This window comes from Pseudolysinimonas sp., assembly GCF_031389465.1.
Classification (GTDB): Bacteria; Actinomycetota; Actinomycetes; order Actinomycetales; family Microbacteriaceae; genus Pseudolysinimonas_A.
This window is the reverse complement of sequence record NZ_JANMSQ010000183.1, coordinates 1-14,980: the sequence shown is the minus strand read 5'-3', so window position 1 is coordinate 14,980 and position 14,980 is coordinate 1. Positions and strand designations below refer to the sequence as shown.

Sequence of the window (14,980 nt, the reverse complement as noted above, 5' to 3'; positions counted from 1 at the left end):
GAAGGTTTCGACCCGAACACGTACTACTTCGAGGTCGTGCACTGCGACCGGTTGCACCTCGCCCAGGTCGTCGGAGTCGTCGACATTCCGGCCGCTCCGGAGTGGAGCCAATACGGCACCACAGAAGGCCCGGCGGTCGCGGAGTCCGACGAGTGGGTGACCGGCGTCTGCCGCGCGTATGAGTTGTTCGTCGCCGCGCACCTCGCCGCTGTCGACCCCGACGAAGAACTCCAGGTGAGCATCAACTACGCCACGATCGGCGACCCGCGGCTCGGGGCCTGTCTCGCCCACGAGCCGGGCTTCACCCCGATGGAGGCGGTCGTCGACATCCCGGCGATGATGGCGATCGCGAACCAGGCGGTGCTCGGCGACGAGGTGCCGGCCTTCGCGGAGGGCTGGTTCGACGCGATCGGCGCGGGCGGCCCCGTCTCGTGGGACGTTCTGGATGAGGGCGCGTGCGTCTCGGAGTTCCTCAGCACCGACGAGGACACCTACCCTGTGATCTCCTGCGCCGAACCGCACGCCGCGCAGTTCTTGCGTTGGGTGCCGATGCCCGCCGACTGGGACGGCGAATATCTCGGGGACGCCGAGGCGGCCGCCGTCGTTGAGGCGCAGTGCGCGGCGTGGCAGGCGGTGATCGCCGAGCGGCCCGACCTCGTGACCGGAATCGTCGTCGAGCCGAGTTCGGCCGGCGCCGACTTCCTGGTCGACGACGTGCTGCTCGCACAGTGCTGGGCGCGCGCGAGCGACAGCTCCCCGCTCACCATCGACCTCGCGCCGCTGCTGTAGCTCGCCTGACGTCGGCCGCGCTCTGACGTTCGACTCGCGCGAAACGTTGGCTGGTGACGTTCGGGCCGGATGAGGAAGCTGGGCCTATGAGATTTCCGCGCGCCCTCATCCTGCTCGCAGCCCCCGTGCTGCTGCTCGTCGCCTGTGCGACGCCGACCGACCCGGGCGGCGGGGACGTCGTGTCCGGCGGGCCGGGCCCGCTGGACACGATCGCAGCGCCGGGTGAGGTCCTCGGCCAGGGCACGGTGTTGCAGATCGACGGGGAAGACGCGCAGTTCTGCCTCGGCGCCGTGATGGAGTCCTACCCGCCGCAATGCTCGGGCCCGGTCATCGTGAGCTGGGAGTGGCCCGATGACGGCATGTTCGAGTCGGCGAGTGGCGTCACCTGGGGCACCTACGCCCTGACCGGCACCTGGGATGGCGTCGAGTTCACCCCCACCCAGCCCCCGATCCCGCTCGCGCTCTACGACCCGATGATGCAGGAGCCCGACCCGCGCACCGACCCGTCGAACGCGGGTGACAACTCCGACGACCAACTGGCTCTCGTGCAGGATGAGCTCTCCGCGTGGACCGACGTCACCGTGCTGACCTCGTACTCCGAGAACGGCTACCTCTGGGCGACCGTGTACTACGACGACGGCACCATCCAGTCCTACCTCGACGAAATCTACGGCCCGGATGTCGTCATCGTGCAGTCCGCTCTTCGGGACATCACGTAGCTATTTGCCCGAGATGGCTGACTTTCGGGACGAAAGGTGCGCCGTCTCGGGCAAATAGCCCTCACACCAGGCGACGCTCGAACGCGTAGACGACGAGCTGCACGCGGTCGTGGAGGCCGAGCTTGGCGAGGCATTCGCCGCCAGAGTCATCCGAGCACCCGCGAGGTGACCGGCACCCAACTCTCGGAAACCCGACCCCTTGGGCACGAGGGAGCGACGAACCCCCGCATTTCCGAGAGTTGGGTACCGCGCACGGGTCAGAAGCCGAGGCGACCGAGCTGTTTCGGGTCGCGCTGCCACTCCCGCGCGACCTTGACCCGCAGCGACAGGAACACCTGCTTGCCGACGAGCGGCTCGATCTCTGCGCGGGCGCGGGCGCCGACATCCTGAAGGCGTTCGCCGCCGTGTCCGATCACGATGCCTTTCTGGCTGTCGCGCTCGACCCAGAGGTTGGCGTAGATCTCGACGAGGTCTTTGTCATCGCGCTCGACCATGTCGTCGATGGTGACGGCGAGCGAGTGCGGCAGCTCATCCGAAACCCCTTCGAGCGCGGCTTCGCGGATGAGTTCCGAGATGCGGGCTTCGAGGGTCTCGTCGGTGCGCTGCTCGTCGGGGTAGAGCGCGGGCGACTCGGGCAGCAGCGCGACCAGCTCCTTCAGCAGAACATCCAGCTGGATGCGACTGGTCGCCGACACCGGAACGATCGCCTCCCAGTCGCGCAGTTCGCTCACCGCGAGCAACTGCTGCGCGACGGCGGGGCGGGATGTCGCATCGATCTTGGTGACGATCGCGACCTTCTTCGCCCGCGGGAAGCCGTCGAGCGATTCGTTGATGAAACGGTCGCCCGGGCCGACGCGTTCGTTGGCCGGGAAGCACATGCCGATCACATCGACGTCACCGAGCGTCGCGGTGACCACGTCGTTGAGGCGCTGGCCGAGCAGCGTGCGCGGGCGATGGATGCCCGGGGTGTCGACGATGATGAGCTGCCCGTCGGCGGCGTGCACGATTCCGCGGATGGCGCGGCGTGTGGTCTGCGGCTTCGACGAGGTGATCGCGACCTTCTCGCCGACGAGCGCGTTGGTGAGCGTCGACTTACCGACGTTGGGGCGGCCGACGAATGAGACGAAGCCGGCGCGGTGGGGCGGGGGTGGTTTCGACACGCCCTTCGGGCTGCTCATCCTGCGGCCTCCTTGTCGTCCTCGAAGGCGACTTTCGCGTCGATCAGCGCCTGGTCGGCTTCGACGATGATCGTGCGCAGCAGCTTTCGACGCCCCTCGACCCGTTCCGCGCGTAGCTTCAACCCCGAGAACTCCACCGTCGATCCGCTCTGCGGCAGCCGGCCGAGCGCCTTCGTGAGCAGCCCACCGGCGGAGTCGACGTCGTCATCCTCGAGCTCGATGCCGAACAGGTCGCCGAGTTCGTCGAGCGGCAGCCGTGCGCTCACCCGGTAGACGCCGCCGCCCAGATGCGTCACGTCGGGGGTCTCCCGGTCGTACTCGTCGGAGATGTCGCCGACCAGCTCTTCGATGAGGTCCTCGAGCGTCACGAGCCCGGCGATGCCGCCGTACTCGTCGACGACGAGGGCGAGGTGGATGCTCTTGAGCTGCATCTGCCGCAACGTGTCGTCGGCCTTCTTCGACTCGGGCACGAACTCCGCCGGGCGGGCCAGGTCGCGTGCGGTGACCGAAGCGGCGTCGAGCGGCTGCTCGAAGGTCAGCCGGGCGACGTCACGCAGGTAGAGCACGCCGAACACCTCGTCGGCGTCTTTGCCGACGACCGGCATGCGGGAATGCCCGGTGCGCAGAAAGTCGGTCATCGCGTCGGCGAGGGTCGCGTCGTCGTCGATCGTCTCCATGTCGGTGCGCGGCACCATCACCTCGCGTACCACGGTGTCGCCCCACTCGAAGATCGAGTGGATGAGTTCGCGGTCGTCTTGTTCGAGCACATCGGCCTCGGCGGCCTCATCCACCATGCTCAGCAGTTGCTGTTCGCTCGAGAACGTGATCACCGGCGGGCGTCCCGGCGTGACGCGATTGCCGAGCGCGACAAGCCCGGCGGCGAGCGGGCCGAGCGACAGCCGCACGAACCGCACGATCGGCGCCGCGAAGGCGAGGATCGGGCGGGCATTCGCGCGACCGACCGAGCGTGGGCTCGATCCGACGAGCACGAACGTCGCACCGGTCATCACGATCACGGAGGCGAGCAGAACCCACCACCAGTCGGTCAGCACGAGCGCGAACGCGAGGGTGACGAGCACCGCAGCCGTCGTCTCCGAGAGCACACGCACGAAGTTGATCGCGGTGACGTGGGCCCCGGTGTCGGCCGCGATGGCGAGCAGCGATTTCTTGAAGCGGCTGCGCGCGGCGAGGTCGGCGAGGTCGATGCGGCTGAGGGTGCCGAGCGCCGCGTCGGCAGCGGCGAGCAGGCCGCCGAAGGCGACCAGCAGCACCGCGAGCGCGACGAAGAGCCCGATCAGTTCCACGAGCGCGACTCCATCAGCGCAGACCCATCAGCGGCGGCGTTCGGCGAGCGTGAAGCCAACGAGGATCTCGCGCTGCACGTCGAACATCTCACGCTCCTCTTCGGGTTCGGCATGGTCGTAGCCGAGGAGGTGAAGGATGCCGTGCGCCGTCAGCAGGTGCATCTCGTCGGCGGGGCTGTGGCCGGCCTCCTGCGCTTGAGCCACCGCGACCTGCGGGCAGATCACCAGGTCGCCGAGCAGACCGGGGGGCGTGATCTCGTCCTCACTGCCGGGACGCAACTCGTCCATCGGGAAGCTCAGCACGTCGGTCGGCCCGGGCTCGTCCATCCATTGCACGTGCAGCTGCTCCATCGCGGCTTCGTCGACGAGCAGGATCGCGAGCTCGGCATCCGGGTGCACGTGCAGGTGGTCGAGCGCGAACGTGGTGAGGCGCTGCAGCGACGACTCGTCGACCGCGACACCCGACTCGTTGTTGATCTCGATGCTCACGGTCAGCCGTTCCGTCGGGGGCGTCGCGGGCGCTTCTCAGGCCCTGGCTCGCGGCGGTCCTGCGGCGCGTGGCCGCGACGTTCGGCGCGATTCGCTCCGTCGGGATTGAGATCGCCCTGCGACTGCTCACGCTGATACCGCCGGGCCTGCTGTTGCGCGTCGTACGCGGTGTAGCGGTCGACGATCTTGGCGACGAGCGAGTGGCGCACGACATCCTCACTCGTCAGCCGCGCGAAGTGGATGTCGTCCATCTCGCCGAGGATCTTGCTCACCAGTTGAAGCCCCGACGCACCCGCGGGCAGGTCGACTTGGGTGACGTCACCCGTGACCACCATGCGCGTGCCGAATCCGAGCCGGGTGAGGAACATCTTCATCTGCTCGGGCGTGGTGTTCTGCGCCTCGTCGAGCACGACGAACGCGTTGTTGAGCGTGCGGCCGCGCATATAGGCGAGGGGGGCAACCTCGACGGTGCCTGCGGCGAGCAGCTTCGGCACCAGCTCGGGATCCATCATCTCGTTGAGTGCGTCGTACAGCGGCCGCAGGTACGGGTCGATCTTGTCGTTGAGGGTGCCCGGCAGGAAGCCGAGCCGCTCACCTGCCTCGATCGCCGGTCGGCTCAGGATGATGCGGTCGACCTCTTTGCGCTGCAGCGCCTGCACGGCTTTCGCCATCGCGAGGTAGGTCTTTCCGGTACCGGCGGGCCCGATCCCGAACACGATCGTGTTCTGGTCGATCGCGTCGACGTAGGCCTTCTGCCCCAGCGTCTTCGGCCGGATGCTCTTGCCCCGGCTGGTGAGGATCGCCTGGCTCAAGACCTCGGCCGGGCTGCCTTCGCCACGCTCCAGGATGCGGGCGCCCGCGGTCACGTCGGTCTCGCCGAGGTCGACCCCGTTCTTCACCATCGCGACCAGTTCCTGCACGAGCCGCTCGGCGGCCTGCACCTCGTCGCCGGGACCTTCGAGGGTCACGTGATTGCCGCGCACCAGCACGGTCACTTCGGGATAGCGCTGCTCGATCGTCTGCAGGAGGCGATCCTGCGGTCCGAGCAACCGCACCATCGCGACGCCGTCGACCTCGAGTTCCGCACGCGCGGGGTCGGTCACGCCATCCGCCCTTCCGGCAGGCCGCCACCCAAGACGTGGGCGTGTACGTGGAACACCGTTTGGCCAACATCCGCCCCGGTGTTGAACACCAGCCGGTACTGGCCACCGCAGTGCTCGTCGGCGAGGATTTGCGCGATGCCGACGATCTCGGCGAGAAGCACCGGATCGGCGGCGGCAAGCGCCGACACGTTCGGGTACCCCCCTGTCTTCGGGAAGACGAGCAGGTGCACCGGGGCCTGCGGGGCGATGTCGCGGATCGCGAGCACGCGCTCGTTCTCGAACACCTTCGTCGACGGGATCTCCCCCGCGACGATGCGCTCGAACACGCTCAGCTCCGACATGACCTCCAGCTTACGGTTTCGACACGCGCCCGACCGGGCGCTACTCAACCCAAGGGTTTCACCAGCGGGCCAGCCGGGCGTTCAGCACAGCCAGGGCTGCCGGGCCAGCCGTGGAGGTACGCAGAACCTCAGGGCCGAGTCGCACGAGCGTCGCGCCGGCGGCAGCGAGGGCTTCGAGTTCGCGCGGCGCGATCCCACCCTCCGGGCCGACGACCAGAGTGATGCGGTCGCCGCCGATCGCGACCTCGGTAAGGCGCGTGGTCGCTTCGGGTTCGAGTACCAGGAGACGGCCCGGCAGCTTCGTGAGAGCCGCGGTCGTCGCGATTGAGTCGACGACGGGCACCCGAGGCCGGATCGACTGCTTCGTCGCCTCCCGCACGATCGACGCCCAGCGCTCGCGACCTTTCTCGGCCTTAGCCCCCTCCCAGCGCGAGATCGAGCGTTCCGCCGCCCACGGGATCACTCCCGATACTCCGAGCTCCGTCGCCGCCTGCACGGCCAGCTCATCCCGGTCACCCTTCGCGAGCGCCTGCGCGAGCCACAATTCGGGAAAAGGAGCCGGATGCCGTGCTGCCGACTCGACCTCGACCGTGACGACCCCGCCGTCGGTCGAGGTGACCGCCCCCGACGCGATGAGCCCGTCGCCGTCGGAAACCGAAATCCGCTCCCCGATGCGCACCCGGGCCACCGTGATCGCATGCCGCGCCTCATCGCCCGTGATCTGCACGACCGCCCCGACCACGACATCCTCTGCCCGCAGTTCAGGAGCGAGGTAGAGGGATGCCACCCGCTCACGCTACCCACCAGGCGGAGGAAAGACGGACTTCGGTGCGGTTGGACCCCCCTCAAACCGGGTCCGACCGCGCCGAGATCCAGCCAAGCGCAGGGGTCAGACCCCGAGGAACCGGTCGCGGAGTTTCGCGAAGAGGCCCTGCTGGAAGGTGGCGAACTCGGGCGGCACGGGGCGACGGGATGCCGCGAAATCCTGCATGAGTTTCTGTTCCTTGGAGTTGAGCCGCACCGGCGTGACCACCTGGATGCCGACCTTCAAGTCGCCGCGACCCTGACCACGCAGGTGGGTGATGCCGCGATCCTTGATCGTGACGACGTCGGCGCTCTGGGTACCCGGCTTGATCTCGATCGTGACGTCGCCGTCGAGTGAGGCGAGGGTCGCGTGCGCGCCGAGCACGGCATCCGTCATCTGCACTTCGAGGGTCGCGAGCAGATCGTCGCCGTTGCGGCTGAACACGTCGTGGTGCTTGACCTTCACCTCGAGGTAGACATCGCCGTTCGGGCCGCCGGCCGGGCCCGACTCGCCCTGGCCGGGGAGATGCAGTCGCGTGCCGGTCTCGACTCCGGCGGGGATGTCGAGCGACAGGGTGCGCTTGGCACGGACGCGCCCCTGGCCGGCACAGGTCGGGCAGGGGTTCGGGATGACGGTGCCGTAGCCGCGGCAGGTGCCGCACGGGCTCGACGTCATCACGTTGCCGAGCAAAGACCGTACGGCGCGCTGGATCTGGCCGGTGCCGCGGCAGATGTCGCACGTGACCGGTGAGGTTCCCGGGGCGCAGCACGATCCGGCGCAGGTTTCGCAGGGGATCGCCGTGTCGACCTCGATGTCGCGGTGCCCTCCGAAGACGACCTCTTCGAGGGCGATCTCGAGCCGCAGCAGGGAGTCCTGGCCGCGCTCACGGCGAGATCGCGGCCCGCGGGAGTTCTGAGCCGCACCGAAGAAGGTCTCGAAGATGTCGCCGAAGCCGAAGCCTCCACCGCCGGCGCCACCGAATCCGGCCTGGGGTCCGAGGTCGTAGCGCTCCCGCTGGTCGGGGTCGCTCAGCACGTCGTACGCGTGCGTCACGAGCTTGAAGCGCTCAGCGGCCTCGTCGCTCGGGTTCACGTCGGGATGCAACTCCCGAGCGAGCTTGCGGTACGCCTTCTTGATCTCCTCGGGGCTGGCACTCTTGTCCACCCCGAGGACTCCGTAATGGTCGGTCACTCTTACCGATCGTCCTCACCGAGCAGCCGCGTCAGGTAGCGCGCAACTGCGCGCACGGCCGCCATATTGTTCGAATAGTCCATGCGGGTCGGGCCGAGCACCCCGAGGTGCGCCAACCCGCCGCCGGTGGTCGTGTATCCGGTCGCCACCACGCTCGTCTCGCCGAGACCGCCCGACGTCTCATGTTCGTGGCCGATGCTGGCGCGCACCTCGTCGACCTCGATCTCCATCTCGCCGAACAGTTTGAGCATCGTCACCTGTTCTTCGAGAGCCTCGAGAACGGGGTAGATGCTGCCGCGAAAATCTCGTTCGGTGCGAGCGAGGTTTGCAGCCCCCGCCATGACGAGGCGGTCTTGTCGGTTCGCGGCGATCTGCTCACCGAGGCTCGCCACCACCGCATGGACCAGGTCGGGATGTTCGCGCGGAAACGCGGCGGGCAGGGTGCCGAGCTTCGCGGCGACATCGGCAAGGGGGAGCCCCCCGAGTTCGGCGTTGACCCGACCGCGCAACTCGGCGAGGGCCTCGTCGTCGACCGTCGTCGGGACATCGAGCAAGCGCTGGTCGACGCGACCGGTGTCGGTGATCAGCACCGTCATGAGGCGGGTGGGGCCGAGCGCGACGATCTCGACGTGGCGTACCCGTGCGCTGCCGAACGACGGGTACTGGGCGAGAGCGACCTGACTCGTGAACTGCGACAGCAGCCGCACCGTGCGAGAGAGAACATCGTCGAGGTCGACCGCTTCGCCGAGGAAGGTCTCGATCGCCTGGCGCTGCGCCGGGGAGAGCGGACGCAGCTCGGTGAGCTGGTCGACGAACACCCGGTAGCCCTTGTCGGTGGGCACGCGGCCCGACGAGGTGTGGGGAGCGGTGATCAGCTCTTCTTCTTCGAGCTGGGCCATGTCGTTGCGGATCGTCGCCGCCGAGACTCCGAACGAGTGGCGCTCGACGATCGCCTTCGACCCGACCGGTTCCTGCGACGCGACATAGTCCTGCACGATGACTCGAAGCACCTCGAGGCTGCGCTCGGAGACCACGCGATCAGCCTCCTCATGGTTAGCACTCGTGTCGGACGACTGCCAATGATAGCGCGACACGCCGTTATCAGACCGTTGCATCGCGGAATCGCGACGCGCTAGCTTGTGGTCTGTGCTTGCGCTTCACCGACGCCGGGTAATCGCCCGGTATCCGCTCACCGAAAGGCAGTACTGACATGACCACTCCCGCCCCGCAGCCCGCCGCGCCCCTGACGGAGGCCGAGGACAAGCAGTGGGCCTCGTTCGCTCACTTCGGTGGCGTGCTCGGCATCCTGCCCTCGCTCATCATCTGGCTCATCTTCAAGGACCGCGGCACCAAGACCAACGTCGAAGGTAAGGAAGCGCTGAACTTCCAGATCACGGTGACCATCCTGCAGGTCGTGCTCTACGTACTCGGCACGATCCTCGCGATCGTCTTCATCGGGTTCCTGTTCTACTTCCTCGCGTTCGTCGTCTGGGTCGCCATGGTGATCTTCTCGATCCTCGGCGGTGTGAAGGTGAACGGCGGCGGCAGCTACCGCTACCCGGTCTCCGTACGCCTCATCAAGTAGTCGAGTTTCACAAGGAGCCGGGCGCACGTCGCCCGGCTCCTTGCTTTAATGGCGCCATGACCGAACCCACTCCTTACTCGCAGCCGTCGCCGCCCTTGAGCCCCGCTGACGAGAAGACCTGGTCGGTGCTCGTGCACATCGGCGGCATTTTCTTCCAGTGGATCGCACCGCTCGTCGGCTACCTGCTGCTGAAGGATCGCGGCCCGTTCGTGCGCTACAACGTCATCGCCGCGCTCAACTTCCAGCTCACTCTGCTGATCGCCTACGTCGTCGGGGTGGTGACGAGCTTGTTCCTCGTCGGCATCCTCATCGTCTTTGCCGCCTCGGTGCTGGCCATCGTGTTCGGCATCCTCGCGGCGATCGCGACCAACAACGGGCAGTACTACCGCTATCCGTTCGCGATCGAATTCGTGCGCTGAGCCGCGTCAGTCGAGTAGCCGTCGCACGACGGCATCCGCGAGCAGACGCCCGCCTCTGGTGAGCACGACCCGCCCCTGAACCGCCGCCGCACCGTCGACGAGCCCGTCGGCGATGAGTCCCGCGACCGCCGTGCGACCCGTGGGTTCGAGCATCCCGATCGGCAGCCCGTCGACCACGCGGGACCGCAGCAGCACGGCCTCGACGCGACGGGTTTCGGCATCGAGTGTTTCGCGGCCCGCCGCCGGTGAGACGCCGGCCGCGAGTCGTTCGGCGTACGCGGCAGGATGCTTCACGTTCCACCAGCGCACCCCGCCGACGTGGCTGTGCGCGCCGGGCCCGACGCCCCACCAGTCTTGTCCGGTCCAGTAGGCGAGGTTGTGGCGGCTGCGGTGCGCGTCGTCGGTTGCCCAGTTGCTGACCTCGTACCAGCGGTATCCGGCTGCTGCGAGGGTCTCGTCGGCGAGCTCGTACATGTCGGCCTGCAGGTCGTCGTCGGGCTGCGCGACGTCGCCCCGGGCGATCTGTCGCGCGAGTTTCGTACCGTCTTCGACGATCAGCGCGTATGCCGAGAGGTGATCGGGATGCTGCGCGAGCGCCAGATCGAGGGATGCCGCCCAGTCGCCGAGCGACTCCCCCGGCGTGCCGTAGATGAGGTCGAGGCTCACCTGAAGCCCGGCGGCCCGGGCCCACTCCACGACCAGGGGGATGCGTTCCGGGTCGTGCGTGCGCTCGAGCGTCGCGAGCACATGCGGCACCGCGGACTGCATCCCGAAGCTGACCCGGGTGAACCCGGCTGCGGCGAGCGCGGTGAGGGAGTCGGCGTCGACCGAGTCAGGATTCGCCTCCGTGGTGACCTCGGCCCCCGGCGCGAGCCCCCAGGTGGCGCGCACGGCGTCGAGCATCGCTGCGAGGTCGGATACCGGGAGAAGCGTCGGAGTGCCGCCGCCGAAGAAGACGGTCTGGGCGGGGCGCCCCTTCACCCCCGCGGCCTCGATGATCCGCGCGGCGAGCGCAACCTCGGCAATCGCCTGGCCCGCGTAGTCCGACTGCTTCACCCCGCGGATCTCGGCCGCCGTGTACGTGTTGAAGTCGCAGTAGCCGCAGCGCACCCGGCAGAACGGCACGTGCACGTAGACGCCGAAGTCGCGCTCTCCGGCGCCCTCGGCGACGCTCGCGGGCAGCATCCCGTCGGCGGGCGCCGGGTCGGCGATCGGCAGTGCGGAAGGCATGGGCGGGGGTGGACTTAGGGCAGTGGCCGGGTGAGAGCGTGCTCGTAGCGCGAGAGGAACCAGGCCTGTGCGAGCCGAACAAGCGGCAGAAGCGCCCACCATACGGGCGACGAGGGTCGTGAGATCGAGCGAATCGTCAGCCACACCGAGTCATCATCGCGACGCTCGCTGACGAACAGTTCCTCGCCGCTCAGCGGATGACCAGGCAGCGTTCCGTAGGCGAACCCGCGCCGAGTGGGTTCGTCGATCACGTACACGACGCGCACCGGTTCGCGGAAGCTGAGCGCGCGCCAGCCGAGCAGCAGGATGGCGCTATCGCCCGCCCGGACTAGCTGGGCCCCGGTGTCGGCATAGACGGCATCGGTCGTGAGAGACGCCGGCTGCACGGGTTCCCCCGTCGCGTCGTCGAAGGTGACTGGTGTGTAAGTGTTTGCGACGACCTCCTCCGGAGAGTCGATCCGCTTGACGCGAAACCCCGATCGCGTCTTGATGCCCCAGCTCAAGGTTTCGGTCCAGGCGTGGCGCCAGCGCTCCTCGCCGTGCCCGAGCCGCACCTTGCGCTCGATCGCCCGATACCCCTTCGGCGGGTACCGCACAAAGTCGTCATCCTGCGTCGCCCCGATCGCCGCATAGGTGACGGCGCGCTGCCAGATCGGCACGTTCTCGGTCACACGGGTTTCGGACATCCGTCTATTCTCCCGCCCGTTCCCAACTCTCGGAAATCCGGCCCTTCGTCGACGAGACGTGGATGAACCTGCCTGGGTCCGAGAGTTAGGTACGGTCGTCGTCGAGAAACTCGGGGCGAGACGGGCACTTGGGGTGTCGAAGCTAGTCGGCGTAGGGGTGAGTGAGCTCGGGGACGGGGTTGCTCGCGACGCCCGGGATGACGACCGCCGCGACCTCGTACTCGAGCCGGGTGACGAACCCGAGCCGCTCGTAGATGCTGATCGCGGGGTTGTCGGTGGCGACATGCAGGAACGGGATCTCGCCGCGCGCCACGATGCTCGCACCGACCGTGCGCATCGCCCGCTCGGCATACCCGCGACCGCGGAACTCCGGGTCGGTGCATACGGCGCTCACCTCGGTGTATCCCGGCGGATGGAATCGCTCCCCCGCCATCGCCACCAGCTTCCCGTCGACCCGGTAGCCGACGAAGCGGCCGAGTTCGCGGGTGCGCAGCCCGAACGGCCCCGGCTTGGTGCGACTCGCCAGGTCGTGCATCTCGTCGGCATCGTCAGGCCCGAGTTCGATCGCGTCGGGATCCGACTCGGGCCGCCAGTCGGCGGCGACCATCTGAAGCACCCGCACGCGAAACGGCACCCGCACGTCATCCGGAACCGGGAAGGGCGAGCCGGGCAGGAACGCGGTACCCCCGGCGCCGAGTACCGCCCGAAGGTCGGCCCAAGCGGCATCCCCGTCGGTCCCGGTGCCCGCGAACGGTGAGACCGCGGGGTCGAAGGCGGCCGCTGTGCCGTGCCGCCGCGCGAGGTGCGTATGTACGCCGATCAACGAATGCCACACCGGCCGGTCGAGCACATGCTCAGTCACATCGACAGGCTAACTACTTCTTGTCTTTCTTCTCCACGTCACCGGAGAGGGCGGCGATGAACGCCTCCTGGGGGACTTCGACGCGGCCGACCATCTTCATGCGCTTCTTGCCCTCCTTCTGCTTCTCGAGCAGCTTCCGCTTGCGGGTGATGTCGCCGCCGTAGCACTTGGCGAGCACGTCTTTGCGCATCGCGCGAATCGACTCGCGGGCGATGATGCGAGCGCCGATGGCGGCCTGGATCGGCACCTCGAACTGCTGCCGCGGGATGAGTTCGCGCAGCCTCCCGGTCATCAGCACGCCGTAGGCGTAGGCCTTGTCTTTGTGCACGATCGCGCTGAAGGCATCCACCTGTTCGCCTTGCAGCAGGATGTCGACCTTCACCAGGTCGGCTTCCTGGTCGCCAGCGGGCTCGTAGTCGAGCGACGCGTAGCCCTGGGTGCGGCTCTTCAGCTGGTCGAAGAAGTCGAACACGATCTCGCCGAGCGGCATCGTGTAGTGCAGTTCGACCCGGTCGGTGCCGATGTAGTCCATGCCGCCGAGGGTTCCGCGGCGGCCCTGGCACAGTTCCATAATCGTGCCGACGTAGTCCTTGGGGGCGAGGATGGATGCCTTCACGATCGGCTCTCGCACGCTCGCGATCTTGCCGTCGGGGTACTCCGAGGGGTTGGTCACCGTGACGGTCTTCTTGTCGTCGGTCGTGACTTCGTAGATCACCGAGGGAGCGGTCGTGATGAGGTCGAGGCCGAACTCGCGCTCGAGCCGCTCGGTGATGATCTCGAGGTGAAGGAGCCCGAGGAAGCCGCACCGGAATCCGAAGCCGAGCGCGACCGAGGTCTCGGGTTCGTAGTTGAGCGAAGCATCCGACAGCTTGAGTTTGTCGAGGGCTTCGCGCAGGTCGGGGTAGTCGCTGCCGTCGATCGGGTAGATCCCCGAGAACACCATCGCAAGCGGCTCGGTGTAGCCGGGCAGCGCCTGGGTCGCGGGCTTCATCGCGGTCGTGACGGTATCGCCGACCTTCGACTGCCGCACGTCTTTCACGCCGGTGATGATGTAGCCGACCTCACCAACGCCCAACCCTTTCGAGGGCGTGGGCTCAGGGCTCGAGACGCCGATCTCGAGGATCTCGTGCACCGCCCGCGTCGACATCATCTGGATGCGCTCCCGCGGCTTGAGCGCCCCGTCAACCATGCGCACATACGTGACGACGCCGCGGTAGGAGTCGTACACCGAGTCGAAGATCGCCGCGCGGACGGGGCCGTTCGGGTCGCCCTTCGGGGCCGGGACGCGCTCGACGACCCGGTCAAGCAGAGCTTCGACGCCCATCCCGGTCTTGCCGCTGACGCGCATGACTTCGTTCGGGTCGCCGCCGATGAGTCCGGCGATCTCGTTGGCGTACTTCTCGGGGTCGGCGGCCGGCAGGTCGATCTTGTTGAGCACCGGGATGATCTCGAGGTCGTTGTCGAGCGCGAGGTAGAGGTTCGCGAGAGTCTGCGCTTCGATTCCCTGGGCCGCATCGACAAGCAGAATCGCGCCCTCGCAGGCGGCGAGCGACCGCGACACCTCGTAGGTGAAGTCGACGTGCCCGGGGGTGTCGATCATATTGAGGGCGTACGTCGCGCCGTCAACGGCCCACGGCATCCGTACTGCCTGGCTCTTGATGGTGATGCCGCGCTCACGCTCGATGTCCATGCGGTCGAGGTACTGCGCACGCATGTCGCGGTCGCTCACGATGCCGGTGACACCGAGCATGCGGTCGGCGAGGGTCGACTTGCCGTGGTCGATGTGGGCGATGATGCAGAAATTGCGGATGAACGACGGGTCAGTCGAGGCAGGCTGCAGGGCCGTGGTTGCGCGCGGAGACATTTGTGGTAATTCTCCCACGAGTTGCACGGTCGCTCGCGCGCGTCGTCACCGTCGAGCTCATGATCATCAGCCCGACTGCTTAGAGCGCGCCAAGCCAGAAGAACGGTGCGGCGATAGCGAAGCCGACCAGGGTGAAAATCGTCCTCGGCGTCCTTGGCTACCGACAGGAGCCGTTCGGTCGGTCGTTCGCCGTCTGGGGCATCGCGCTCGGGGCGATCGCTGTCTTCGGCTGGACGATTTTCACCCTGGTCGGCTTCGCTATCGCCGCACCGTTCTTCTGGCTTGGCGCGCACTACGCAGTCGGGCTGATGATCATGAGCTCGACGGTGACGACGCGCGCGAGCGACCGTGCAACTCGTGGGAGAATTACCACAAATGTCTCCGCGCGCAACCACGGCCCTGCAGCCTGCCTCGA

At 67.7% G+C, this 14,980-nt stretch carries 16 protein-coding genes and 1 pseudogene; 5 read left to right on the top strand and 12 right to left on the bottom strand.

The features are described 5' to 3' along the window. A partial coding sequence (locus tag RMO30_RS07425; RefSeq protein ID WP_309711439.1) for a hypothetical protein occupies positions 1 to 789 on the top strand: 789 nt, incomplete at its 5' end. A gap of 86 nt (positions 790 to 875) precedes the next feature. Next, on the top strand, positions 876 to 1,508 hold the full coding sequence (locus RMO30_RS07420; protein WP_309711437.1) for a hypothetical protein: 633 nt from the start codon (positions 876 to 878) through the stop codon (positions 1,506 to 1,508). Between the two features lie 257 nt (positions 1,509 to 1,765). On the opposite strand, the gene era is transcribed toward RMO30_RS07420, so the two are convergent. The 8 genes from era to hrcA all read right to left on the bottom strand — a co-directional run bounded on the left by era (position 1,766) and on the right by hrcA (position 8,953). Continuing rightward, entirely contained in the window at positions 1,766 to 2,686 is a 921-nt protein-coding gene (gene era, locus RMO30_RS07415) for a GTPase Era (protein ID WP_309711435.1), read from the bottom strand. After that, entirely contained in the window at positions 2,683 to 3,990 is a 1,308-nt protein-coding gene (locus tag RMO30_RS07410; protein ID WP_309711433.1) for a hemolysin family protein, read from the bottom strand. The genes era and RMO30_RS07410 overlap by 4 nt, the downstream gene beginning before the upstream one ends. Positions 3,991 to 4,017: 27 nt before the next feature. Next, the gene (ybeY, locus tag RMO30_RS07405) at positions 4,018 to 4,479 is read right to left on the bottom strand and encodes an rRNA maturation RNase YbeY (RefSeq protein ID WP_309711431.1); all 462 of its coding nucleotides are present in this window, start codon (positions 4,477 to 4,479) and stop codon (positions 4,018 to 4,020) included. 2 nt (positions 4,480 to 4,481) lie between these two features. Continuing rightward, on the bottom strand, positions 4,482 to 5,537 hold the full coding sequence (locus RMO30_RS07400; protein WP_309711440.1) for a PhoH family protein: 1,056 nt from the start codon (positions 5,535 to 5,537) through the stop codon (positions 4,482 to 4,484). Positions 5,538 to 5,578: 41 nt separating this feature from the next. Then, positions 5,579 to 5,923: a histidine triad nucleotide-binding protein gene (locus RMO30_RS07395; protein WP_309711429.1), complete on the bottom strand. Its 345-nt coding sequence runs from the start codon at positions 5,921 to 5,923 to the stop codon at positions 5,579 to 5,581. Between the two features lie 58 nt (positions 5,924 to 5,981). Next, positions 5,982 to 6,710, bottom strand: coding sequence for a 16S rRNA (uracil(1498)-N(3))-methyltransferase (locus RMO30_RS07390; protein ID WP_309711426.1), 729 nt, complete (start codon positions 6,708 to 6,710; stop codon positions 5,982 to 5,984). Between the two features lie 102 nt (positions 6,711 to 6,812). Continuing rightward, positions 6,813 to 7,919, bottom strand: a complete 1,107-nt coding sequence (gene dnaJ / locus RMO30_RS07385; protein ID WP_309711423.1) for a molecular chaperone DnaJ — start codon at positions 7,917 to 7,919, stop codon at positions 6,813 to 6,815. A 2-nt stretch (positions 7,920 to 7,921) separates the two neighbouring features. Next, positions 7,922 to 8,953 carry a heat-inducible transcriptional repressor HrcA gene (gene hrcA, locus RMO30_RS07380; RefSeq protein ID WP_309711421.1) on the bottom strand — a complete coding sequence of 344 codons (1,032 nt, stop codon included), beginning with the start codon at positions 8,951 to 8,953 and terminating at the stop codon, positions 7,922 to 7,924. 176 nt (positions 8,954 to 9,129) lie between these two features. On the opposite strand from hrcA, the gene RMO30_RS07375 reads away from it, so the two are divergent. Continuing rightward, positions 9,130 to 9,504 (top strand): DUF4870 domain-containing protein, encoded by a 375-nt coding sequence (locus tag RMO30_RS07375; protein ID WP_309711419.1) that lies wholly within the window; start codon positions 9,130 to 9,132, stop codon positions 9,502 to 9,504. Between the two features lie 56 nt (positions 9,505 to 9,560). Then, positions 9,561 to 9,923 (top strand): DUF4870 domain-containing protein, encoded by a 363-nt coding sequence (locus RMO30_RS07370; protein ID WP_309711416.1) that lies wholly within the window; start codon positions 9,561 to 9,563, stop codon positions 9,921 to 9,923. Between the two features lie 6 nt (positions 9,924 to 9,929). Here the strand turns inward: RMO30_RS07370 and hemW are convergent, their stop codons facing one another. The 4 genes from hemW to lepA form a co-directional block, all read right to left on the bottom strand. Further along, on the bottom strand, positions 9,930 to 11,153 hold the full coding sequence (hemW, locus tag RMO30_RS07365; protein WP_309711414.1) for a radical SAM family heme chaperone HemW: 1,224 nt from the start codon (positions 11,151 to 11,153) through the stop codon (positions 9,930 to 9,932). 14 nt (positions 11,154 to 11,167) lie between these two features. After that, positions 11,168 to 11,839, bottom strand: coding sequence for a DUF1990 domain-containing protein (locus tag RMO30_RS07360; RefSeq protein WP_309711411.1), 672 nt, complete (start codon positions 11,837 to 11,839; stop codon positions 11,168 to 11,170). A gap of 142 nt (positions 11,840 to 11,981) precedes the next feature. Then, a complete protein-coding gene (locus tag RMO30_RS07355; RefSeq protein ID WP_309711408.1) occupies positions 11,982 to 12,701 on the bottom strand; it encodes a GNAT family N-acetyltransferase in 720 nt (239 codons plus the stop codon). 13 nt (positions 12,702 to 12,714) lie between these two features. Then, complete coding sequence (lepA, locus tag RMO30_RS07350; RefSeq protein WP_309711406.1) at positions 12,715 to 14,565, bottom strand: translation elongation factor 4; 1,851 nt, start codon at positions 14,563 to 14,565, stop codon at positions 12,715 to 12,717. Positions 14,566 to 14,696: 131 nt separating this feature from the next. On the opposite strand from lepA, the pseudogene RMO30_RS07345 reads away from it, so the two are divergent. Next, positions 14,697 to 14,980 (top strand): annotated as a pseudogene (locus RMO30_RS07345) (hypothetical protein); the annotation flags it as partial.